The sequence below is a fragment of the Methylobacterium sp. A49B genome, from assembly GCF_053346215.1.
The window spans coordinates 1-20,745 of record NZ_JBKFBO010000067.1; the positions used below are offsets into that span (position 1 = coordinate 1).

Genomic DNA, 20,745 nt, shown 5'->3' on the forward strand with positions numbered 1-20,745 from the left:
TTCTGGGTGGTCGCCATCAGCTGCGCCGTGTCCTGCAGCGAGAGCAGGTTCTGACGCGTGGCGGCCGACAGGGTGATGGAGGACATCGTTGGATCTTTCTGACTTGGCGACCCGCTTTTGGGTGCCCTATTAGAAACGTCCGCGAACCCAATCCAGGTTAAGATCGTGAAAGATCAGTCGTCCGCAATTGATCTCGGTTAACAGTTTCCAGCTAGCTGACAGGGCTTCGGCGGGACTGATCCGATGTCACAACTTGCTGACGAACAGCGGAAATCTAATGCAGATAGCATACATGGAACAATAGATGTTTCTGTGCATCTGCCTGCCGAAGCAAAGTAGGATAGCTTCGAGGAGTGACGGTCTGGCAAACAGCTATCTCAGCCCGCACGAAGACCCGTTGCCGCGAACCTCAGCCTGAAGATAAAGACAGTGCCGGACATCTGTTTCTAAATGTAAATACGATGTGTAAACGCGGATAAGTACACACGGCATAATGCATGTCTGGATCAATTGCAGGCAATAGAGATCGGCACAAGCTTCAGGAATTTCCTGTCGCACATGTTTCGTCTGGGGCTCAATATGTATAAGCTTGCTTTTACTAACGTCGCCTCTCTGTTTTCTATCTAGCCCGTCTTCGCGCAGGCTGTCATCGAGACGCCCACGATCACCACGGTCGTTGTCCCGCCTGGTGTGCCGTGCGTCGTCACGCGCCAGCCCGGATCGACCGGAGACGAAGGTGCCGCGACCTACTCACCGACGGGTCGCGCTGCCGACGGCATTGCGTCAGACTCGGCAGCGGTGGGCAACGAAGCACAACCTTCCCGCCTCGGTTCGACTGGCAGCGGCGGCGGCAAGTAACCTCACTGCCGCACTCAGCCCACCCCGTTCGCCGCCGTGGACTTTTTGAGCCGGTGATCCCGAGGTAGAACGGCTGCGGCTGACCTGTAGGCACGCCCCGCTAACTGCTCCCTCTATCCTGCGTTTCGGGCCGCATCGCGTACTAGCCCCGGCCGTGAGGAACGGCACCGAGCCCCGTCAGCCCGTGATCGGATCGGGCGACGGGGCGCTTCAGCCTGCCCGCTTCGCACTCCAGCTGCCGCTGCACTCAACTAGCCCGCCTGAGGTGCGCCATGTGCCGCTGCCGCTGCCCTTGGGATCGAGGCTGCCGGAGATCGGCACTTTGTTCGAGCCCTGAACGATTGTCGCCTGTACGGTACCGCCGGCCGACACACCGCCATCAATGTCGACTTCTTCTCCGGGGATCGAGGCGTCGCTGTCCCTGATCTGCACGTTATAACTCGTGCTCGCTGAGCAAGGTCCCTCAGCCGTGGTCGCCACGATGGTCCAGGATCCATCAAATTGGTCCGGAACCTTTACTTTCTTGGTCGCGGCATCCGCTGGAAGGAAGGCGCCAGCCGACAGGCAAGTCGCGAGGATCAGGGTGAGGATACGTGCCACAAACAGCTCTGGCAGTTGCGCCACCGGGATTGGCAACGCCATGGCAGAACGGGGGCGTCGGTTAAATAGTTTCGGAAGCTGCCCAACGCGGATGTGACGGGGGCGGTTTTAAAATTGGATCCGGGAAGGTACGAGACATCCGGAGCAGCCGCGCATAGAAGCTGAGTGCTGGGATTGGCCGACGACGATTCACTGCGGCGACTGCTCGCCGAGGTCGGCCGCGGAGATGCCGCAGCCCTCGCCCAACTCTACGACCTGACCAGCCCGAAACTCTTCGGCGTCATCCTGCGTATCGAGAAGGACCGAGGCTTGGCCGAAGACGTTTTGCAGGACGCGTATCTGCGCATCTGGCAGGCGGCTGGAAGCTATGATCCCGCGGCCGGGCGCCCGTTTCAGTGGCTGTGTACCATCGCGCGCAACCGAGCGATCGACGGTCTACGCCGAAAGTCCTCAGGCGAGGCACAGGTGCTCGCGAACGACGATGGCGAGGATTGGGTGGCGCGGCTGATGGACCCGCACGACGATGCGACGGCGTTCTTGGATCGGGATGCGCTGAGCACCTGTCTGCGTCGGCTGGAGCCGATGCACCGGGACTGCGTGGTGCTGGCCTACTGCGAGGGCTACTCGCGAGAGGAGTTGGCCCAGCGCTTTGACCGCCCGGTCAACACCATCAAGACCTGGCTGCACCGGGCGCTCTCGGCCCTGAAGTCCTGCCTGGAGACGGTGTCGTGAGCGGCGGCAGCGGCGAGCCCGTCTCAGATCCTGATCTGCGCGCTGCCGAGTATGTGCTCGGCACCCTCGCCGCGCAGGAGCGGGCAGACGTGGAGCGCGAGATCGCCGCTGATCCCAGCATGGCGAAGCGGGTGGAAGTCTGGGAACGGCGGCTATCGCCGCTGCTCGATGCCATCCCGTCCGTGCCGCCGCCGCCGCGGGTCCGCGCGGCACTGCTACAGTCTCTGTCCGATGCGCTCCCAGGGCCGCCGGATCAGCTTGACGGTCTGCGCCGACAGGTTCGGCTGTGGCGGTTCGCAGCCGCCGGAGCGGGGCTGTTGGCGGCCGGCCTCGCGCTGTTCGTAGTGGTGGGGCCGAGGCCGGAGCTGGAGGGTGGCCGCTACCTGGCGGTCGTACAGGGCGGCGGGGCGCTCCCGGCGCTGATCGTGCGCGTTGATACGCGTACCGGCACGGCGCAGGTCAGACCGGTCGGCGCCGAAACGCCCGCGGATCGAAACCTGGAACTGTGGTTCGTTGGCGCTCAAGGCGCGAAGCCGCTCGGCCTCGTAGGTACGACTTCAATCCGAGTGACACTCCCGGCCGGGGCCTCACCAGATGGGGCAATCGCGGTTTCGGTCGAGCCAGTCGGCGGGTCTCCAACCGGGCAGCCGACCGGGCCGGTGATCTACACGGGCAAACTCATCCCCGAGTAGAGACGCCTGAACCCGGCCAGAGCCCTATTGCTATCAGGGCATCAGCACGCCGTTGACGACGTGGATGACACCGTTCGACTGCATCACGTTCGGGATCGTGACCGCGACGGTTCCACCCTTCACGTCGGTTAGGTAAACCTTCTTGCCCTGCGCTGAGACGGCGAGCGGCTCGCCCGCAACGGTGGTGATCTGGTTCTGCCCTTCCGGCTTCCTGGCCAGCGCCATCAGGTCCTTGGCGGTGTAGACGCCCGGGACCACGTGGTAGGTCAGGATCTTCGTCAGCGTCGCCTTGTTCTGCGGCTGCACGAGGTTCTCCACCGTGCCCGGTGGCAGCTTGGCGAAGGCGGCGTTGGTCGGCGCGAACACCGTGAACGGGCCCGGACCGTTCAGCGTGTCGACGAGGCCGGCGGCCTTCACAGCGGCGACCAGCGTGGTGTGATCCTTCGAATTGACCGCGTTCTCGACGATGGTCTTCTGGGCGTACATCGGCGCACCGCCGACCATCGGGTTCTTGGCCTCTGCCGCCCCGGCAGCCGTAAGGGCGAGCGAGAGGGCGATGGCCCGAGCGGCGTTGCCGCGTGTGATTGCCTTGAGCATGCGAGGTTTCCTTCCTATCGGCCCTGTGAACTGAGGCCTCGCCGCCCTCTACGAGGCCGCATCTCAGGAAGTTTCACCCGCGCGATGAACCCGGAAGCTGACCCTTCGCGACGGTCGCCAACCTGCGACTCGCACCGCTGTGTCGATCTCTGAAACTTTGCCCTGCCTTGATCCGTAAGGCCCACTGACGCCCATACGAGGGCGCAGCGTGGAGCGAATGTTTCGCGGCCTACAGTCGCGCCTTGTAGTATTTGCAAAATAGATAAAAATAATACAGGTGGGAACACGAACATATCTCGTGTGCTTCTACGAATGATTCGGACATACGATCCGTTCGCTACAGGAGAAACTACATGGCCAAGATGAAGCTCGCCCTTGCCGCATCCGTCCTGATCGGCGCTGCCGCCCTCGCCGGGCCCGCCTTAGCTGCTCCGATCAGCCCAAATGGCCTTCAGGCCGCGCCGACAGGCATCACGCAAGTTCGCATGACGCACAGCGAGCGCATGATGATGAAGAAGCGCATGATGCGGAAGAAGATGATGCGCCGGCACATGATGAAGAAGCGCATGATGAACCGCATGTAACGGCCCACCGGAAAGACGGGAGGGCTCCTATCGAGCCCTTCCATCACGTCGCTTTGCCTGATCAAGAAGGCCCACACCTTGTCCCGCACCTATAGGCTCGCGGCGGTGCCCTGCTCATCACATCAAGGATGCTTCCGCTGGATCGTGTCGTCCTCTGACGGCCTCTTCTCCGAGCAATCGACCTACCCTTACGCGACCAAGGCAGCCGCCATGATCGTGGGCCAGATCCGAATAGCCGATCTGAGCGCGGGCCGGCCGGGACCGAAACCGAGTCGGCGCCGCCCCTCCCAACCTTGATGGTGGCGGCCAACGTCACGATGCTCGGGCGCAGCCCTTCTGGCCGCAGATGTAGGTGCCGGTCTCCGTCTATATGACTCACGTGCGATCCGGCGTCGGGATCTCGGCGCCCCGCGCCATCTCGATCCCGATTTCGGCGAGCAGGCCGCGGATCATGTTCACCAACTGCGTGCGATGCTTGACCAGCAGGTCGCGCGTCCGGTGCAGCGCCAGCGCCGCTTGCTGGTCGGTCGACTTCACCGGCACGAACCGCATGCTCGGGCGCGTCACCGCCTCGCAGATGGCTGCGGCATCGTTCGCATCGGTTTTGCCGCGCTTGACGTACGGCTTCACGTAAGCTGGCGGCATCAGCCGCACGTCGTGGCCGAGGCTCATGAGCTCCCGGGCCCAGTGGTGCGCCGTGCCGCACGCCTCCATGCCGACCAGGCAGCGCGGCAGCTTGGCGAAGAACGGCACGACCTGCGCCCGCCTCAAGGCCTTGCGCACGACGACGTGCCCAACTGCATCGACGGCGTGAACCTGAAAGATGCTTTTGGCCAGATCGATGCCGACGGTGGTGATCTCCATGGGGATGGCTCCTGCATGAGCGTGGCTGCTGCTTTGACAGCAACCAAATCTTGGCATCGAGATGCCGTCAGTCGGAGCGGGAGCCATCCACCCCATCTGCTTTGCGAATTTCCCTGGAAACCGCCGGATGACCGGGATGGGCGCTTTGCAGCCAGGCTGGCTTCGAAGCCCCTCGACTCAGAAGCCGAGGGGCCGAGCACTCAAATCTCAGTTCCTTCGGCCAGGGTCAGAGCATCCTCGACGTCGACACCGAGATACCTGACCGTGCTCTCGATCTTGGTATGGCCGAGCAGGATCTGAACCGCCCGCAGGTTGCCGGTCCGCTTGTAGATCAACGACGCCTTCGTGCGGCGGAGGGAGTGCGTGCCGTAGTCCTCGCTGCGCAACCCGATGCCGGTGACCCACTCATCGACCAAGCGCGCATACTGCCGGGTGCTGATGTGCGTGACGCCCTCAAGCCGGCTCGGGAAGGCATAATCGTCGAGCGTTCCGCCTCTGGCCTCGAGCCATGCCAGGATGCTGGTGCGGGCAGGTTCGAGCAACTCGAACTGCACCGGCCGGCCGGTCTTGCGCTGGATGACGATAGCCCGGCTACGGACGCGACCACCGCTGACGAGGTCGCCAATCTTGAGTTTGACGATGTCGCAACCGCGCAGCTTGCTGTCGATGGCGAGGTCGAACATCGCCCGGTCGCGTGTGCGCCGTTCGCGGTCTAACCAGAATCGGATGGCCCAAACCTGCTGAGGTTTGAGGGCGCGCTTGGCGCCGAGCTTGCGGCCAGCGTTCCAGGCCGGCCGCCCTTTCGTGGCAGGATCGTGTGCAGAGTGTCCCATCATCTTTCTCCTCGCCGGCCCATGCCGACGAGGCGAGAGGAAACCCGAATCGATGCTTCGGAGAGCGGGCATATGCGGACGTTCCGCTGGCGACCCAACTCAGCCGCCGGGAGCGCTGTCGGCGTTCCGCCGAAGCGGACGTTCGTCTGCCGTCCGGCAACTTCAGCTCGGGGTGGGAAGCTGACTTCAGCGACCGAGCGTGCGAACGTCGGCAAGCCCCTCAGAGCGGACGAGCCCTAGGCCTCGTTCAGATCATGACGGCTTCCGCAAACTCTCACGCGCTCAGCGGCACCGCCACGAACGTGACGACCACGCCTTCGATGGCGTCCTTCTGGACCCAATAGGGCATAATCCGCACGAGGTGATGGCTTGGCTCTCCTCCCGGCTGCTCGATCCGGCGCTCGACTTCCTGTCCGCTGACCAGCACGCTCTGCAGGTCTTCGGAGAGGCTTGGATAGGTGAGCCGCAGGGCGAAGTCGGTCAGGGGGCGCCCTCGATCGCCCTCCTGGATCGGGACGAACTGCGCCACCGCCGGCGTGAACGTCCGGATCACGAGCTTGCGGTCGAGGAACACGGTGGCCAGACCGCTTGCGTTGAACAGGTTGCGCAGGTCGCCGTTGGCCCGGTCGAGGTCGTCGATCTTACCGCTCAGTTCGTGGTTGACCGTCTGCAGCTCCTCGTTCAGCGACTGCAGCTCCTCCTTGGACGCCTCCAACTCCTCGTTTGTCGACTGCAGCTCCTCGTTGACCGAGATCAGCTCCTCGTTAGACGACTTCAGTTCCTCCAGCGCGGTCTCGTATTCCTCGATCATCGATTGAAGCCGCTCACGCGTGTCGCGCAGCTCATGCTCCAGATGCAGCGCGTCCGCATCCGGACTCCGCTGCGCATCACGCTGCTCGGCCTCAGCTTGGCTCAGCGAGGGGCCGTGATCGTGGAACAGCACGAGGAGCAGCTGCTCGGCCCCGTCCCGCTGCGACAGCGGTTCGACCGTGATCGACACGATCTGGATCCGGCCTTCCTCGCCTTGCACCGCGAGGTTCTCGCGCGTTGCCTGGCCACGGGTCTCGATCGCCTCGCGCAATGCCGAGCGCAGGTCGAGGCGCAAGCCACGGCGCGCCATCGTCAGCAGTTGCCGGCTGGGTAGGCCGACCGGCGCCTCCAGGTACTTGCCCGTCCGCGCCGAGTAGTGGACGACATCACCCTCACGGTCGACCACGACATGAGGCGGCGCGAAGCGATCGACGACGTGGCTCTCGATCGTCTGGCGCAGCGGCGCGCCGTCCTCAAGGGCCAGCGAGGCCGGGCGCAGACCGCGGCTGAAGGAGGACGAAGGCCCGAACGGAGCTGGCTGCGTGCCGTTGACGACCAGCGGCAGCGTCGCGGCGAGACGGTCGCTCTCCCGGGCCTGGAAGATGCGGTGCTTCTTGTCGACCGCCGCGAACAGGTCGTTGAACTGGCTGATGTTCTCCGCCGTGCCGAGGAACAGGTAGCCGCGCGGGCGCAGGGCGTAGTGGAAGATCGGGATCACCTGCGCCTGCACCTCGGGACCGAAGTAGATCAGCAGGTTGCGGCACGAGACCAGGTCGATGCGCGAAAACGGCGGATCGCGGATCACGCTATGGGGCGAGAACACGCACAGCTCCCGCACCTCCTTGGTGACCACGTAGGAGCCGCCCTCGGCCATGAAGAAGCGCTTGCGCCGCTCAGGGGATACAGTGTCGAGCAGCGCCTCCGGGTAGCGGCCGGCCCGAGCCACGCTGAGCGCTGGTTCATCGATATCGGTTGCGAAGATCTGTACGCGTGGGACGACGCGCAGGCCGTCCATGTGCTCGCGCAGCAACATGGCGAGCGAGTAGACCTCTTCGCCAGTCGCGCAGCCGGGAACCCACACGCGGATGCTGTCGCCGGCCCCGCGTCCCTCGAACAGCCTGGGCAGCACCTGCTTCCGGAATGCCTCGAACGCACCGGTATCGCGGAAGAAGTTGGTGACGTTGATCAGGAGGTCGCGGAACAGAGCGGTGACCTCATCGCCGTCCTGACGAAGGCGCTCGACGTAGTCTGCGAGCTGCTTGATCCGGGCGATCTGCATGCGTCGCTGCACCCGGCGCGTGAAGGTCCGGGTCTTGTAGCCGGAGAAGTCGTGGCCGACCTGGTCGCGCAGCAGGGTATAGATCTCTGCGGTGGCCGCCTTCACGGCAGCGCCTTCCAACCCGTCGATGACGCCGAAGCTGCGAGCATAGTCGGCGAGCTTGCCGCCGATCTGGTCGGCAGGGAGCGCGAAGTCTACCAGGCCGGTGGCGATGGCGCTGGCCGGCATGTCGGCGTGACGCGGCGCGGTTCCGTCGGCGATCTGGGCGAAGGTCAGGCCGCCGCGCTCCTTGATCGCCTTGATGCCGAGGGTGCCGTCGGAGCCGCCGCCCGACAGGACGATGCCGATCGCGTACTCGCCGCATTCCTTGGCCAGCTCGCTGAAAAACAGGTCGATCGGGTTGCGCTCGCGCCGGATCGGATCATGCTCGCGGATCGTGAGACGCCCGTCCTTGAACCCCAGGATGGCACCGGCGCGCAGCACATAGACGTGCCCAGCCTCGACCTGCATACCGTCTTCGGCGATCGTTATCGTCAGCTGAGTGAACCGGCCGAGCACCTCGTGTAGCAGGCTCTCGCGATCCGGGCTGATGTGAGTGATGACGACGTAGGCGAGGCCGCCGTCTGGACCGAGGCCAGAGAACAGGGCGTCCAGCGCCTCGATGCCGCCCGCCGAGGCGCCAATGCCGACGATGGGGAAGCGCGACGCGTCGTCAGCCATCAGCGGGATCCATGGTGCCGGTGGTGAGTGCCCGACGGTGCCGCGGGCGGCGTCGGCGTGATCCAGGTCGCGAACAGCGCTTCACGCATCGCTGTGGTGACGCGCCCAGGTCTAACGGTCAACCTGTGCTCACGAGATGCCGCGAGCGCGGGCAAGGATCTCGCGGGAGCGCTGGACTGTCTCACGCGCCGTGCCGATCGCGTCCGCGATCTCGCGCGAGAGCTGGCGTGCGCGCGCGCCTTGCCTTGGCGGAACCAATCGCCGGGCGTCACGCATCCGCTCGGCGAAGGGCACTTCCATCAGCGTCTCACCGGCAGCGTCGGCGATGACGAAGATGTAGGGCATCGGGCTCAGGCCTTCGAAGACGAGTTCGGCCGCCATGTCGGGGATCGAGGCGCAGGCCTGGAGATAGGCAGTCTCTAAGTCCGTCATCTCCAAGCCAATTTCATCGGGGTCGAGGCCGTTCGGCGTTTGCAGATGGAAATAGAACAGAGGCAAGAGGTCCTCGCAAACGGCCAAGCCGCGCCGATGGCTTAATTTTAAGAGCTAACACAGGTTGTGAGGCATTGATCTCACATGGATTAGGTGTGGCGCATCGCGGTATCTCTTAGCATAAGATAGGCCTCGGCAGGGGGAGAGCTAAACGATGAACCACCCGCTGATCACGAAGCTTGAGCAGTTCGTCCGTCTCTCGGCCAAGGATCGGGAGATGTTGCAGACGCTGACGAGCGAGCCTATCCGGCGCTACGAGCCGCGCGCGGACATCGTATGTGAGGGTGACGCCCCGCAGGTGATGCGCCTCGTCATGTCGGGTTGGGCTTACCGCTACAAGCAACTGCCGGATGGGCGGCGCCAAATCGTGGCGCTGCTCCTGCCCGGCGACCTGTGCGACCACAACGTGTTCGTGCTGTCCGAGATGGACCACTGTTTGAGCGCGCTCAGCGCAGTGACGTTGGTCGAGATCCAGCCAGCGACCTTCGAGGCGATGCTGTTGGTCCACCCACGGGTGAGGCCGGCGCTACACTGGGAGATGCTGTTGAACGCAGCGGTGCAGCGCGAGTGGATGCTGAACCTTGGACGACGCGTCGGGGTCGAGCGACTGGCTCACCTGTTCTGCGAGGTATTCTATCGCCTTCGCGGGGTTGGTCTGACACACGGCACCACCTGCGACATGCCGCTGACACAGGTTGATCTGGCCGACGCGATCGGCATGACGCCGGTACACGTCAACCGGGTGCTGCAGACGCTGCGCAGACAGAAGCTGATTGAGGTAAAGGGGCGCCGTCTGACCATCTTGGATCTGGCGGCGTTGGAGCGAGCGGCTCTGTTCAATCCGAACTATCTGCACCGGCACCGCGTTGGCGCCCGCTTCGACGCCTGAGGACGGACATCGGAGCGGCGAACGTCTGCTGCTGTTTGGGTGCGGACCTCCGGTCGCGTCGCTTCTAGCGTCCGAGAAGGCTCGTGAGCAGGCACAGGGGCGGTGTCCGCTTTTATCGATTACTACCCGGAAGCAGAAAGGCGGCATTCCACCCAACCCAGCCGTTCGGTGACGCCAGCCAACGAGGCTGGGAGTGGCCGAAAGCCGCTGGTTCGCTTCGGAGCTCAGGCTGCAGGTAAGCGGACGCTTCCCGCTGTCTTCAAGCTTCCGCTTGGCCAAAGTCGTGTTCCTCCGACAGGCACAGCTACGCCGTTACGGCGACGCGGACTTCTTCGTGAACCCGGCGATCACTATCACCAACATCATCGCCTTGCTGCTGCCCACCGTGCTAGCCGATGCCGGATGATAGCCGCCGCAAAGATCCGCATTCGGACCCCAAAGTTCCGCATCGCAACAACCTGAGGTAATGAGGCCGCATAGTGAATGGGTGGCCTTGAGACTGGGTTGATCCGGAGCAGCGAGATCAGCCAGGCGCCGCCAAAGGAGAGATGTGCTTCCGGCATCGCCTCGCTTGCGCAGGCGTGGCGCTGGGCCACTGGGCGAGGCGCCCTTCGCGTCCCCATATCCAGGGTTCGAGCAAAACGACTATCGAGGAGTTGCGATGAGAACCGAAAGGGCCGTGCTGGCCGGTGGGTGCTTCTGGGGCATGCAGGACCTGATCCGGCGCCAGGACGGCGTGGTTTCGACCCGCGTCGGCTACACCGGCGGCGACGTACCCAACGCGACCTACCGCAACCACGGAACCCATGCGGAGGCCATCGAGATCGTCTACGACCCGACTCGGACGAGCTTCCGCAAGATGCTGGAGTTCTTCTTTCAGATCCACGACCCGACCACGCCGAACCGACAGGGCAACGACCGGGGCCTGAGCTACCGCTCAGCCATCTTCTACGTCGACGACGACCAGCGCCGGGTGGCGGAAGAGGCCATCACCGATGTCGATGCCTCCGGTCTCTGGCCGGGCAGGGTTGTGACGGAAGTCGCCCCGGCCGGGCCGTTCTGGGAGGCCGAGCCGGAGCACCAGGATTACCTTGAGCGCATCCCCAATGGGTACACCTGCCACTTCATCAGGCCGAACTGGGTGCTGCCCTCGCGTGCTCGCGCGACGCAGGACGCGTAAGCCAGCCCAAGCTGGGACGCCGGAATGGCCGGCGTCTCAGGTTCCCATGGCCATCACGGAACCACCGTCGACCCGCAGGAACTCGCCGGTGATGAAGCTGGCACGTTCGGAGCAGAGGAACGTCACGGCCGCCGCGACTTCCTCCGCCTTGCCACGGCGCTTGGCGACGATGCCGGGACGCTCCTCGTCGAGCGTCAGCTTGATCGCCTCGTCGAAAGAGATACCCTTCTCCTTCGATTTCTTCTCCATCTGCGCGTCGGTCATCGGCGTGGCGATGAAAGCCGGGCCGACCGCGTTCACAAGCACGCCGTCCGGGCCGTAGGCCTTCGAAAGACCTTTCGCGAGGTTCAGGACGCCGGCCTTCGCGGCCGCATATGGAAGCTCCTCAATGTAGGGCTGCACGGCGTCCTCCGAGGAGAACAGCACGACCCGGCCCCAACCCGCCTTGCGCATGTGTGGTATGAAGGCACGGGTCGCGCGCACGCCGGCCATGAGGTCGGTCTGGATCGCCTCGATCCAGTCCTCGTCCGTGAGTTCGAGAAAGTCGCCGGACGCACCGGTGATGCCCGCGGCGCAGACGAGGATGGTGGGCTTGTCGTCGAAAGCCATGTTGGCGAAGGCGGCGAGCACCTCGATGCCCTTGGCCGTGCTCAGGTCCGCCTCCACGGCACGGACCTGGCCCAGCGCCGACAGCTCCGCGGCGGTGGCCTGCAACTCGGGGCCTTCCTTATCGGTCAGGACGACGTGGACGCCCTCGCGCAAGAGATGCTCGGCGGTCGAGCGACCCATGCCCGACTTGGCCCCTGTCACGACGGCCACCCGTCCGCTGATGCCGAGATCCATCCGTACCGCTCCGCCATCGTTCGAGGGGACCGCCTCGGGTCACGACGAGAGCGGCGGTTGAGAAGTCCGCTTTGCGATGGGAGTTCCTTGCTCGCCCGTCATCAGCCACCGGTGATACAAGCTCGACATTTGCCTGCCTCGTCTGGGCCGCCACCTTCGCCCGCCCCCGGCGGCGGCATGACCGACCGGCGTGAGCCTGGACGGCCGGGGTCTCAGAACCGCGCGTCTCGCCCTCCGACAAAGGGAACCTCCCCTACGCTCCTCAATTGCCGCCTCGACACAGTGGAGCACCAGCATGGCTACGAGCAGCACCCCGCGCACCCACCAGACCCGCAACGACACCAATTCAAACGCCAAGAGGGTGTCCATCGAGGCCCTCAACGCGCGGCTGGCCGACGGCATCGACCTCGCCCTGGCGATCAAGCAGGCCCACTGGAACCTCAAGGGCCCGCAGTTCATCGGCATCCACCTGATGCTGGATGGTTTCCGCGCCGAGATCAGCGACCTCAACGACAAGGTGGCCGAGCGGGCGGTGCAGCTCGGCGGCACGGCCCTGGGGACGGCGCAGGTCGTGGCGGGGTCGTCCAAGCTGCCCGCCTACCCGACCGGCATCTACGCCATCGCCGACCACGTCGCCGCGCTGATCGACAGTTACGCCGCCTACGCCAACGCCGTACGCGAGAACATCGACGAGACGGACGAGGCGGGCGACCCCGACACCGCCGACCTGTTCACCGAGGTCTCGCGGGCCGTCGACAAGCAGCTGTGGTTCCTGGAAGCCCATGTCCAGGAGCCGACGGGCCAGATGCGGGACGGCAACGCCCGCAACTGAGGAAGGTCCGCCCCTCCGTACCCGGTCGGACGGAGGGGTACCGCAGGTGGCGTCGCCCCCGGATATCGGGGAGGCAGGGGCCTGAAGCAGGCGCCAACCCCACTCTCGCTTCCCATCCTTCGCGGATCCTCAAAGGTCCGCTTCTCGGCAGCTTGGTGGACGGTGACCTACGGCTGGATCGGGTCGCCGAAGATGCGTACGCCGTGAGGCGCTCGAGCTGATCGGTGGACCCACGGGACGCGATGGACCGTCCGGGCGAACGAGCACCAAGGCCGGTTGGTCCTCCGAAAGCGGCTATGCCCCTTGCCGCCGCCCTGGTCTCTTGGCCGCTGAATGACCCTTACCGCCGCCGACGCGTTCACTCCCGTAACTCCACCCGGACGGGAGCCCCGATGTCGAGCCTGACCGAGCGCAAGGCACGCCTAATCGTCCACGGCGACCGGCCCTACAACGCCGAACCTCCTCTCGACCGATTGCGGGCCACCTACCGGACGCCGGCGAAGGATTTCTACGTCCGCTCGCACGGCGACCTGCCGGACCTCGACGAGGCAACCTGGCGCCTCACCATCGATGGCGGAACCGGCACCATGCTTGAGTTGTCGCTATCGGACCTGCGTGCCCGCTTCCCCGAAACCGCGGTCATGGCCACGATGCAGTGCGCCGGCAATCGCCGCGCCGACATGCGGGCGGTCGCCCCGGTATCGGGCGACCCGTGGGACGCCGGCGCCATCGGCACCGCGAAATGGACCGGGGTTCGGCTCGGCGATGTCCTGCGCGAGGCGGGGGTCGCCGAGCGCCTGGGATTCCATGTCGCCTTCGAGAGCCACGACACGGTTGAAGGCCATCCCTACGGGGCCTCGATCCCGCTCGCGAAGGCGATGGCGCCCGAGACCCTGCTCGCCTACGCCATGAACGGCGAGGCCCTGCTGCCGGAGCACGGCTTTCCGGTCCGCGCGGTGGTGCCGGGCTTCGCCGGCGTGCGCAGCCCCAAATGGCTTCGGCGCCTGAGCGTCCAGGACCACCCCTCGGACAACCCGATCCAGGCCGGCGATTACAAGCTGTATCCGGCCGACGTGACCGCCGAGACCGCCGATCCGGCCAAGGGGCACACCATCGATACGATGCCGCTGAACGCGGCGATCTGCGAGCCCGGGTCCGGGGCCGCCCTCAAGTCGGGGAGCAACAGGGTCCGCGGCTACGCGGTGAGCGGGGACCGGGCCGTCGTACGCGTCGACGTCTCCGGGAACGGCGGCCGGTCCTGGGTGCAGGCCGAACTCGAACACGAGGCCGACGCCCCGTTCGCCTGGACGTTCTGGAGCACCGACCTCGATCTGCCTCCGGGCGGGCATGAACTCGCCGTGCGCGCCTGGGACGAGGCGGGGCAGACGCAGCCGGCAATGCCGGACGAGACGTGGAACCACAAGGGCTACCTATGCACCTGCTGGCATCGGGTGCGGGTGAACGTCACCTAGGGACGGGCGACATGGCACGTCGGCTACGGCCGCCCTCGTGGACGACGTCCTAGCCAGCGGCCGACCAAGCACCGCGCCACGGTCCGACGTCATGCCTGTCTGTCATCCCGACCCCGTCGTGCGTGGCGTCGGCAACGTCCGACCGTAGCGGGCGTTTCCCGTGCGTCGAGGCGCCGGGCGCGCCTTCACCAGCCCCGAGCCCTAAGGAACATCATGTCCCGCGAGACCAGCATCCAGGCGACCGAAAAGTTCGGCGAACTCGTCAACGCCGGTCAATTCGATGCCTTCCCCGAGGTCGTCGCCCCGGACTGCCACGACCACGACCCGGCGCCGGGCCAGCACATGGGTCCCGAGGGATACCAGGCTTTCTTCACGCAGCTCCGCTCCGCCTTTCCCGACATGCAGGTCGAGGTGAAGAAGCTCGTCGCCGACGGGGATAGCGTCGCATTCGCCTACACGCTCACCGGCACGCACCAGGGCGACTTCAACGGCCACAAGCCGACCGGGAAGGCCATCAAGGTCCGCGGCATGCAGATCGGCCGCTTCGTGGACGGCAAGATGGTCGAGCGGTGGGGCTCTTCCGACGAGCTCGGCATCCTCAAGCAGATCGGCGCCATCGAGGGATGAGGGAGGACGCCGCCGGGGCGTCCGCGCCAGGGAGGCCCACGTCATCCTGGCTGCGGTCGAGTTACCCGGTCGAGGCGTTGCCATACATGCTGAAGCGAGCGACGGGTTAGCGGGACAAGCGTCGGAGCGGGCGACAGCGCGAATCGGCGGCTGCCGAGGCTTCGAGGAAGCGGTCATCGTTACGACGACCGTCGATGACATTCGGGGAGGTCCGGAACATCGGCCTCCCCGATCCCTCAGGCGGCGAAACGGCGTAAGGCGGCCGTGATCTCCTCACGCTTGTACGGCTTGGAGAAGAATACGCCTCGCTTCGGCAGGTCTGCGGGCGATGGCCGGCGCTTGCCCGAGATGATGATGAGCTCGATGGGTGGCCAGCGGTCCCGGATCAGCGCCGCGAGCTTCATCCCGTCGAGGCCCCCGGGCATGTCGATGTCCGTGAACACGATGCGGATGTCGGGCCGGCTCTCCAGGATGCACACCGCGTCGTTCGAACCCATCGCCTGGACGGCTTCGTACCCGGCGTCCTCGACAAGATCGACGGCCATCATGCGCTGCATTGGCTCGTCCTCGACCACGAGGACGACATGTTTCGTCGGCGGCATCGCCTGACCCACGCCCAACTCCTCAGGAATGCTGCAGCTGCGCGAGCGGGGCCCGCATCGTCGCCTCGAACCCCAGCGCCGAGTAACGGAGGTCGACACCGCCCGTTCCGGCAAGTCCCATGCTGATGAGACGCGATCCGAAGCCCTTGCGGCCGCCGCTCGCGGGCTGCGTGGCTGGCGGGCCGCCGCGCTCGGTCCAGTCGAGGGTGACCTCCCGGTCCGCGCCGTCTCCGTCGAGCCGCCAGTCTATCGCGACCCTGCCGGCGGGTACGGACAGCGCCCCGTACTTCGCCGCGTTCGTCGCAAGCTCGTGCAGGAGGAGCGACAACGACAAGGTGGCGCGCGGCCCTAGGTCGACCTCAGGGCCCGACACGTCGATGCGGTCGCCATGCCCGGCGCTCGCGAGAACGGCCTTCACCACCTCCTCGGCCGGCGCCGCCGCCCAGCTCCTGCGCAGGAGGACGTCGTGAGCTTGCGAGAGCGCGTGGATGCGCTGCTCGAACGCCTCGACGGGCGCGCGCTCGGGCACGGTGCGCAGCGTCTGCCCGGCGATGGAGAGGACCATCGCGAAGGAGTTCTTGAGCCGGTGCGAGATCTCCTCGTTCAGCACCCGCTGGTCGGCCTCGGCCTGCACCCGCGCCACCGCGGTCTGCGTCCGGTCGGCGACCGTCAGCACGAAGGCCATCTCGTCGTCGGTGAAGGCGTGGGTGTGTGAGTGGTGGACGAAGCCGACCCCCACGAGCTGCCCGCGTTCCATGATCGGCACGTTGACCATCGCGCGTACCCCAATGGCGAGCAGGGCCCCGGCCGTGACGCGGCTGCGCGGATCCTCCTCGACGTCGTCTACCGCAACGATCTCGCCGCGCTTCAGCCCGTCGCTGAAGCTGCCGTAGGTACGGAACGTGTGCAGCCCGGTGATCGTATCGACGCCCGGCGCGCACCAGTCAGTCGTGATGTCCACGGTCTCCCCGGCCGCGTCGATGAAGCCGTAGCCCGCCCGAACCGCGCCGAGCGCGCCGGCCATGACCTCGGCGGCGGCCTGGACCAGCGCGGGCACGTCGTCCGCCTCGCGCAGGCGTTCGCCCAGCGCGAGCAGCGCGTCGCGGCGCACGTCCGCCGCCCGCCGTTCGCCGACGTCGAGCAGCACGCCGGGGAAGCTCAAGGGCGTGCCGTCCGATGCGTGGTCGACGCGGCCGTTCGCCTCGATCCAGTAGTAGTGCCCGTCGGTCCGCCGCACCCGGTACTGGTGCGCGTAGGCGCCGCCGCGGGCGACGGCCTCCTGGATCGCCGCCGCCAGCCCCGCCTGGTCGTCGGGATGCACTGTCGCCACGATCTGGGCGAGCGGGATGCCCTCGCGCCCCAGCGCCGGATCGAGGCCGAAGGAGCGGGCGAACGCGTCGTCGACCGTGAAGCGGTCGGTGGGCAGGTCCCAGTGCCAGGTACCGATTATCGCGCCGGCCGCGAGCGCCAGCTGCACGCGCTCGATGTTGGTACGCGCCAGCGCCTCGCTGGCCCGTAGATCCTTCTCCCCTTGCGCGCGCTCCGAGGCCACCCGGACACGTTCGGTCACATCGCGGATGAAGATCAGCTCGTCATCCGTCCAGGTGCGCGGCTCGCTCTGGCCGACGTAAAGCAGGGCGACTAGACGTCCCTGCTCGAACACCGGTACGTTGACGAACGCGCGTGCCCCGATGGCGTTGAGCTCGTCCGTAAACGCCGAGGTCCGGGGATCGAGCGACACGTCGGCGATGGCGACCGTTTTGCCCCGCAGCAGGTCGTCGAAGTGGCTGCCGTAGTCGCGGGACCGGATCAACGACGGCAGGCTCTTGACCCCCGCGACCGACCAATCCTGTTCGACCGTGATGGTCGCGGTCGCGGCATCGACCTGGCCGTAGCCGACGAGGCTGGCCTGCAGGATCTCTCCCAGAACCTCGGCCGCGATGGCCGCGATCTCACGCGGTTCGGTCACGTCGCGGAGACGGTCGCTCAGTTGCAGCGTGGCCAGGTTGCGGGCCTGCAGCTCGCGCCGCGCCGTGACGTCGCTGAAGAAGATCGCGATCTGGTGGTCCTCGGGCTTGCCGACGCGCACGGCCCGCACGTCGAACCAGCGCTTGAACGCCTCGGCATAGCTCTCGAAAGTCGTCGGCTCGCCGGTCAGGGCGACGCGCCCGTAGGTCTCGAACCAGAACCGCTCCAGGTTCGGCGCGAATTCGGTCACCCACTTGCCGCGCAGGTCGATGCCGGCCTGGCGCTCGAAGGCGGGGTTGGCCTCCAGAAATCGGTAGTTGATGGGGCGGTCGTCGGCATCGAACTTCACCTCGACGATGGCGAAGGCCGCCTCGATCGTCTCGGTGATCGTGCGGAAACGTGCCTCGCTGGCGACGAGCGCCGTCCGCGCGACGCGCGCATCCAGGACGCTCTGGGTCACGTCCTCGGCGTAATGGATCAGGCTGACGATCTCTCCACCGGGGCCGAGCACCGGCACTTGCAAGGGCCGCCAGTGCCGCTCCTCGAACGTCCCGTCCGGGCGGCGGATGTTATGTTGGTGGACTGGCATCCGGTCCACCTGGACCGAGGCCAGCACCCGATCAAACGACGCGCGCAGATCCCGCACGCTGAAGGCTTCCGGCGCCCCCGGATCGTCGGGGAACACCTCGAAGATCGACCGGCCCATGATCGCCTGCCGCTCGGTCATGGTAGCCTGCAGGTAGGCCTCGTTGACCCCGACAATCGTGTAAGCCGGGCTGTCCGGGGCGAGCAGCAGGTACGGGTTCGGCGTGGCCTCGAACAGCCCGAGCGTCGGATTGTCGAGCGGGATGCCACCTGCTGCGGTCGACGGGGCTGAGTTCGGTCGGGCCATCGATCCTTGAGCGCGCGGCGTCATCGCGTTGCATGACCGCGGCCATGTCCCGTTACGACCGTTATGGCCAGCGGAGCGTAAGGTATCAACCCGTCCTACCGAAGGGTTGAACCGGGCACGCAGTCCGCCTTGGAGAAGAATCGATGGCGGATTGGGCGATTGGATGAGGTCGCAAGCGGGAGGGCGACTCCGGGTGGAAAGGAGCGGTCCGATTCCGGAGGATCAGAACAGGGAAGCGACAATCACCCGCGCTTACTTGGCCGTCCTCTCCCTGCGAACTGGAAGGTCTGCCGTTCGGATCAATCAGGCCGCGAACTGCCGCAGCGCTCGGGTCACCTCGTCCCGCTTGTACGGCTTGGAGAAGAACACACCGCGCACCGGGAGATCCTCGGGCGTGGGGCGGTGCTTACCCGAGATGATGATCAGTTCGATGGGCGGCCAGCGGTCACGGATCATGGCCGCGAGCTTCATCCCGTCGACGCCGCCGGGCATGTCGATGTCCGTGAACACCACCCGGATGTCGAGGCGGTTCTCCAAGATGCGGACCGCCTCGTCGGCGCTGCGAGCCTCGACCACGTCGAACCCCGCCGTCTCGACGAGGTCGACCGCCATCATGCGCTGAAGGGGCTCGTCCTCGACCACGAGGATCACGGCGGAGGCCGTTGGCATGGCTTGTCCCATGATGGCTTCCTAGGACTGATGGATCTGCGCGAGCGGCGCGCGCATCTCGGCCCGGAAACCGGTGGGCGCGTAGCGCAGGTCGACGTCGCCCGTTCCGACCAATCCGAGGCGGATCAGTCGCGAGCCGAAGCCGCGTCTGGCGGGTTCCTTCACGGGCGGCCCACCGCTCTCCTCCCAGTCGAGCACCAGGTCACCTTCGTCGCCATCGCCGTCGACGCGCCAACTGACCCCGACGTGGCCCTCATCGTTGGAGAGGGCCCCGTACTTCGTCGCGTTGGTCGCGAGTTCGTGCAGCAGAAGAGAGACAGATAGGGTCGCGCGCGGCCCAAGCGAGACCTGCGGCCCAGAAACCTTGAGCCGTGTGGTCTGGGCGAAGGTGCGCAGCACCGCGCTGGCGACCGCGTCCAGGGGCGCCGCCGTCCATTCCTGCTGCAGAAGGACGTCGTGCGCCGCCGAGAGCGCGTGGATGCGCTTCTCGAACGCCTCGACTGGTTCCCGGTCAGGGACCGTCTTCAGGGTCTGGGTCGCGATGGAGAGGACCATGGCCAGCATGTTCTTCATGCGGTGGCTCAGTTCCTGGTTGAGCACTCTCTGCTGCTCCTCCGCCTCCAGGCGACCGATGGCGGCCCGGGTACGGTCGGCGACGTTGCGCAGGAAAGCCTGCTCCTCAGCCGTCCACGCGTGCGGGTCGGCCTTGAGGGCAAAGAACAGGGTGACGAACTGGCCATGCTCCATCAGCGGGATATTGGCGATGGACCGGACACCCAGGGTAGCCAGGGCGTCGCTGCCGTCAGCCGTGCGCGGGTCGACCGTCGCGTCGGCGATGAACACGGCCCGGCCCGCCTTGAGGTCGTCGACGTAAGACCCGTAGCTCCGGAACGAGTACACGCCGTTCAGGCTCTCGACCCCCTCCGCGACGTGATCGTGAGCGATGGTGACGGTCTCGCGCACGTGGTCGACATCGCCGTACCCCACGTGGCTGAGCCCTAGCGTGCGCGTCAGGATCTCGGCGGCGACCGGGGCGACCTCCGCCTTAGCGGTGACGTGGCGCAGCCGGTCACCGAGTTCGATCAGGGCGTTGCGGCGTTCTTCGGCCTGCTTGCGCTCGGTAATGTCGATGAACATGACGGCGATACGCTGATCCGCCTCTTTGTGGCCGTGCGCCTCGAAGGTGCGGTTGAGGGCGGGCACGGCGACCTCGAACGTCGCGGGCTCGCCGGTGTCGACCACGCCCGCATAGATGTCGATCAGCCATTGCGGGATGGTTGGGATCACCTCGCGGATGGTTCTGCCCACGGTTTGGTTCGCGGGCAGGCTCGACTGGGTCTCGAAGGCGGGATTGACCTCCAGGAAACGCAGGTCGACCGCGCGGCCCGCGTCGTCCCGCAGGATCTCGCCGGAGAAGAACCCCTCATGCATGCTGGTGAACAGGCCGCGCTAGCGGTCCTCGCTCGCCGCGGCGGCGCGCTCAGTATCCTTCTGGACCGTGACATCCCGGGAGACCGAGAGCAGCTTCTCGGGAACACCTTCCGCGTCGAGGATCGGCGTGACCTGGACGTCCCACCAGCGCGGGCTGCCAGCCATGGTGCTGGCTCCGCCCTGGAAGCGGCCGATGCCGCCCGCCTTGGCCGCCACGACGGCAGCCTTGGCGTCTGCGTTGCCCTGGCCCTGCCAGAAGTCCGGCCAGGGGCAGCCGCG

At 66.1% G+C, this 20,745-nt stretch carries 20 protein-coding genes and 1 pseudogene; 9 read left to right on the forward strand and 12 right to left on the reverse strand.

The genetic code is table 11. The features are described 5' to 3' along the window. Positions 1-1,068 precede the first annotated feature (1,068 nt). Positions 1,069-1,500, reverse strand: a complete 432-nt coding sequence (locus tag ACLBX9_RS05970; protein ID WP_010685736.1) for a hypothetical protein — start codon at positions 1,498-1,500, stop codon at positions 1,069-1,071. Between the two features lie 132 nt (positions 1,501-1,632). Here ACLBX9_RS05970 and ACLBX9_RS05975 point away from each other — a divergent pair, with 132 nt between their 5' ends. Continuing rightward, positions 1,633-2,190 (forward strand): sigma-70 family RNA polymerase sigma factor, encoded by a 558-nt coding sequence (locus ACLBX9_RS05975; RefSeq protein ID WP_010685737.1) that lies wholly within the window; start codon positions 1,633-1,635, stop codon positions 2,188-2,190. After that, entirely contained in the window at positions 2,187-2,882 is a 696-nt protein-coding gene (locus tag ACLBX9_RS05980; RefSeq protein WP_010685738.1) for an anti-sigma factor, read from the forward strand. Before ACLBX9_RS05975 ends, ACLBX9_RS05980 begins: the two co-directional genes overlap by 4 nt. Before the next feature lie 33 nt (positions 2,883-2,915). On the opposite strand, the gene ACLBX9_RS05985 is transcribed toward ACLBX9_RS05980, so the two are convergent. Then, positions 2,916-3,479: a fasciclin domain-containing protein gene (locus ACLBX9_RS05985; protein WP_447718267.1), complete on the reverse strand. Its 564-nt coding sequence runs from the start codon at positions 3,477-3,479 to the stop codon at positions 2,916-2,918. Positions 3,480-3,832: 353 nt separating this feature from the next. Between ACLBX9_RS05985 and ACLBX9_RS05990 the strand changes: the two genes are divergently transcribed. Further along, positions 3,833-4,063: a hypothetical protein gene (locus tag ACLBX9_RS05990; protein WP_010685740.1), complete on the forward strand. Its 231-nt coding sequence runs from the start codon at positions 3,833-3,835 to the stop codon at positions 4,061-4,063. A 405-nt stretch (positions 4,064-4,468) separates the two neighbouring features. Here ACLBX9_RS05990 and ACLBX9_RS05995 read toward each other — a convergent pair. The 4 genes and pseudogenes from ACLBX9_RS05995 to ACLBX9_RS06010 form a co-directional block, all read right to left on the reverse strand. After that, positions 4,469-4,927, reverse strand: a pseudogene (locus ACLBX9_RS05995) (IS110 family transposase); the annotation flags it as partial. Positions 4,928-5,127: 200 nt separating this feature from the next. Next, the gene (locus ACLBX9_RS06000) at positions 5,128-5,760 is read right to left on the reverse strand and encodes a tyrosine-type recombinase/integrase (protein ID WP_447718276.1); all 633 of its coding nucleotides are present in this window, start codon (positions 5,758-5,760) and stop codon (positions 5,128-5,130) included. Between the two features lie 274 nt (positions 5,761-6,034). Beyond that, a complete protein-coding gene (locus ACLBX9_RS06005) occupies positions 6,035-8,569 on the reverse strand; it encodes a CheR family methyltransferase (protein ID WP_447718268.1) in 2,535 nt (844 codons plus the stop codon). 129 nt (positions 8,570-8,698) lie between these two features. Further along, on the reverse strand, positions 8,699-9,088 hold the full coding sequence (locus ACLBX9_RS06010) for a DUF6894 family protein (protein WP_447718269.1): 390 nt from the start codon (positions 9,086-9,088) through the stop codon (positions 8,699-8,701). A gap of 127 nt (positions 9,089-9,215) precedes the next feature. On the opposite strand from ACLBX9_RS06010, the gene ACLBX9_RS06015 reads away from it, so the two are divergent. The 3 genes from ACLBX9_RS06015 to msrA all read left to right on the forward strand — a co-directional run bounded on the left by ACLBX9_RS06015 (position 9,216) and on the right by msrA (position 11,130). Then, positions 9,216-9,950, forward strand: a complete 735-nt coding sequence (locus ACLBX9_RS06015) for a Crp/Fnr family transcriptional regulator (RefSeq protein WP_447718270.1) — start codon at positions 9,216-9,218, stop codon at positions 9,948-9,950. Between the two features lie 193 nt (positions 9,951-10,143). Further along, on the forward strand, positions 10,144-10,356 hold the full coding sequence (locus tag ACLBX9_RS06020) for a hypothetical protein (RefSeq protein ID WP_447718271.1): 213 nt from the start codon (positions 10,144-10,146) through the stop codon (positions 10,354-10,356). A 255-nt stretch (positions 10,357-10,611) separates the two neighbouring features. Next, positions 10,612-11,130, forward strand: a complete 519-nt coding sequence (gene msrA, locus ACLBX9_RS06025; RefSeq protein ID WP_010685747.1) for a peptide-methionine (S)-S-oxide reductase MsrA — start codon at positions 10,612-10,614, stop codon at positions 11,128-11,130. 36 nt (positions 11,131-11,166) lie between these two features. Here msrA and ACLBX9_RS06030 read toward each other — a convergent pair whose 3' ends face one another. Then, on the reverse strand, positions 11,167-11,973 hold the full coding sequence (locus ACLBX9_RS06030) for an SDR family NAD(P)-dependent oxidoreductase (RefSeq protein ID WP_010685748.1): 807 nt from the start codon (positions 11,971-11,973) through the stop codon (positions 11,167-11,169). A gap of 295 nt (positions 11,974-12,268) precedes the next feature. Between ACLBX9_RS06030 and dps the strand changes: the two genes are divergently transcribed. From dps to ACLBX9_RS06045, 3 genes are all read left to right on the forward strand, one after another. Continuing rightward, the gene (dps, locus tag ACLBX9_RS06035) at positions 12,269-12,805 is read left to right on the forward strand and encodes a DNA starvation/stationary phase protection protein Dps (RefSeq protein WP_010685749.1); all 537 of its coding nucleotides are present in this window, start codon (positions 12,269-12,271) and stop codon (positions 12,803-12,805) included. 392 nt (positions 12,806-13,197) lie between these two features. Beyond that, positions 13,198-14,277 carry a molybdopterin-dependent oxidoreductase gene (locus ACLBX9_RS06040; protein ID WP_010685750.1) on the forward strand — a complete coding sequence of 360 codons (1,080 nt, stop codon included), beginning with the start codon at positions 13,198-13,200 and terminating at the stop codon, positions 14,275-14,277. Between the two features lie 213 nt (positions 14,278-14,490). After that, positions 14,491-14,904 (forward strand): ester cyclase, encoded by a 414-nt coding sequence (locus ACLBX9_RS06045; protein WP_010685751.1) that lies wholly within the window; start codon positions 14,491-14,493, stop codon positions 14,902-14,904. Between the two features lie 236 nt (positions 14,905-15,140). Here the strand turns inward: ACLBX9_RS06045 and ACLBX9_RS06050 are convergent, their stop codons facing one another. From ACLBX9_RS06050 to ACLBX9_RS06070, 5 genes are all read right to left on the reverse strand, one after another. After that, positions 15,141-15,506, reverse strand: a complete 366-nt coding sequence (locus ACLBX9_RS06050) for a response regulator (protein WP_039894174.1) — start codon at positions 15,504-15,506, stop codon at positions 15,141-15,143. Positions 15,507-15,528: 22 nt separating this feature from the next. Beyond that, the gene (locus ACLBX9_RS06055; protein ID WP_447718272.1) at positions 15,529-18,366 is read right to left on the reverse strand and encodes a GAF domain-containing protein; all 2,838 of its coding nucleotides are present in this window, start codon (positions 18,364-18,366) and stop codon (positions 15,529-15,531) included. A gap of 303 nt (positions 18,367-18,669) precedes the next feature. Beyond that, on the reverse strand, positions 18,670-19,035 hold the full coding sequence (locus ACLBX9_RS06060) for a response regulator (RefSeq protein WP_447718273.1): 366 nt from the start codon (positions 19,033-19,035) through the stop codon (positions 18,670-18,672). Between the two features lie 21 nt (positions 19,036-19,056). Next, positions 19,057-20,466, reverse strand: a complete 1,410-nt coding sequence (locus ACLBX9_RS06065; RefSeq protein WP_447718274.1) for a sensor histidine kinase — start codon at positions 20,464-20,466, stop codon at positions 19,057-19,059. An 18-nt stretch (positions 20,467-20,484) separates the two neighbouring features. Beyond that, positions 20,485-20,745: PAS domain-containing protein (locus ACLBX9_RS06070; RefSeq protein WP_447718275.1), on the reverse strand; the 261-nt coding region annotated here is incomplete at its 5' end.

Excerpts from the sequence above, each read along its gene's own strand:
- ACLBX9_RS05970 (WP_010685736.1), bottom strand. The coding sequence starts at position 1,500 with ATGGCGTTGCCAATCCCGGTGGCGCAACTGCCAGAGCTGTTTGTGGCA.
- ACLBX9_RS05985 (WP_447718267.1), bottom strand. The coding sequence starts at position 3,479 with ATGCTCAAGGCAATCACACGCGGCAACGCCGCTCGGGCCATCGCCCTC.
- ACLBX9_RS05990 (WP_010685740.1), top strand. The coding sequence starts at position 3,833 with ATGGCCAAGATGAAGCTCGCCCTTGCCGCATCCGTCCTGATCGGCGCT.
- ACLBX9_RS06000 (WP_447718276.1), bottom strand. The coding sequence starts at position 5,760 with ATGGGACACTCTGCACACGATCCTGCCACGAAAGGGCGGCCGGCCTGG.
- ACLBX9_RS06005 (WP_447718268.1), bottom strand. The coding sequence starts at position 8,569 with ATGGCTGACGACGCGTCGCGCTTCCCCATCGTCGGCATTGGCGCCTCG.
- ACLBX9_RS06015 (WP_447718270.1), top strand. The coding sequence starts at position 9,216 with ATGAACCACCCGCTGATCACGAAGCTTGAGCAGTTCGTCCGTCTCTCG.
- msrA (WP_010685747.1), top strand. The coding sequence starts at position 10,612 with ATGAGAACCGAAAGGGCCGTGCTGGCCGGTGGGTGCTTCTGGGGCATG.
- ACLBX9_RS06030 (WP_010685748.1), bottom strand. The coding sequence starts at position 11,973 with ATGGATCTCGGCATCAGCGGACGGGTGGCCGTCGTGACAGGGGCCAAG.
- dps (WP_010685749.1), top strand. The coding sequence starts at position 12,269 with ATGGCTACGAGCAGCACCCCGCGCACCCACCAGACCCGCAACGACACC.
- ACLBX9_RS06040 (WP_010685750.1), top strand. The coding sequence starts at position 13,198 with ATGTCGAGCCTGACCGAGCGCAAGGCACGCCTAATCGTCCACGGCGAC.
- ACLBX9_RS06045 (WP_010685751.1), top strand. The coding sequence starts at position 14,491 with ATGTCCCGCGAGACCAGCATCCAGGCGACCGAAAAGTTCGGCGAACTC.
- ACLBX9_RS06050 (WP_039894174.1), bottom strand. The coding sequence starts at position 15,506 with ATGCCGCCGACGAAACATGTCGTCCTCGTGGTCGAGGACGAGCCAATG.
- ACLBX9_RS06055 (WP_447718272.1), bottom strand. The coding sequence starts at position 18,366 with ATGGCCCGACCGAACTCAGCCCCGTCGACCGCAGCAGGTGGCATCCCG.
- ACLBX9_RS06060 (WP_447718273.1), bottom strand. The coding sequence starts at position 19,035 with ATGCCAACGGCCTCCGCCGTGATCCTCGTGGTCGAGGACGAGCCCCTT.
- ACLBX9_RS06065 (WP_447718274.1), bottom strand. The coding sequence starts at position 20,466 with ATGCATGAGGGGTTCTTCTCCGGCGAGATCCTGCGGGACGACGCGGGC.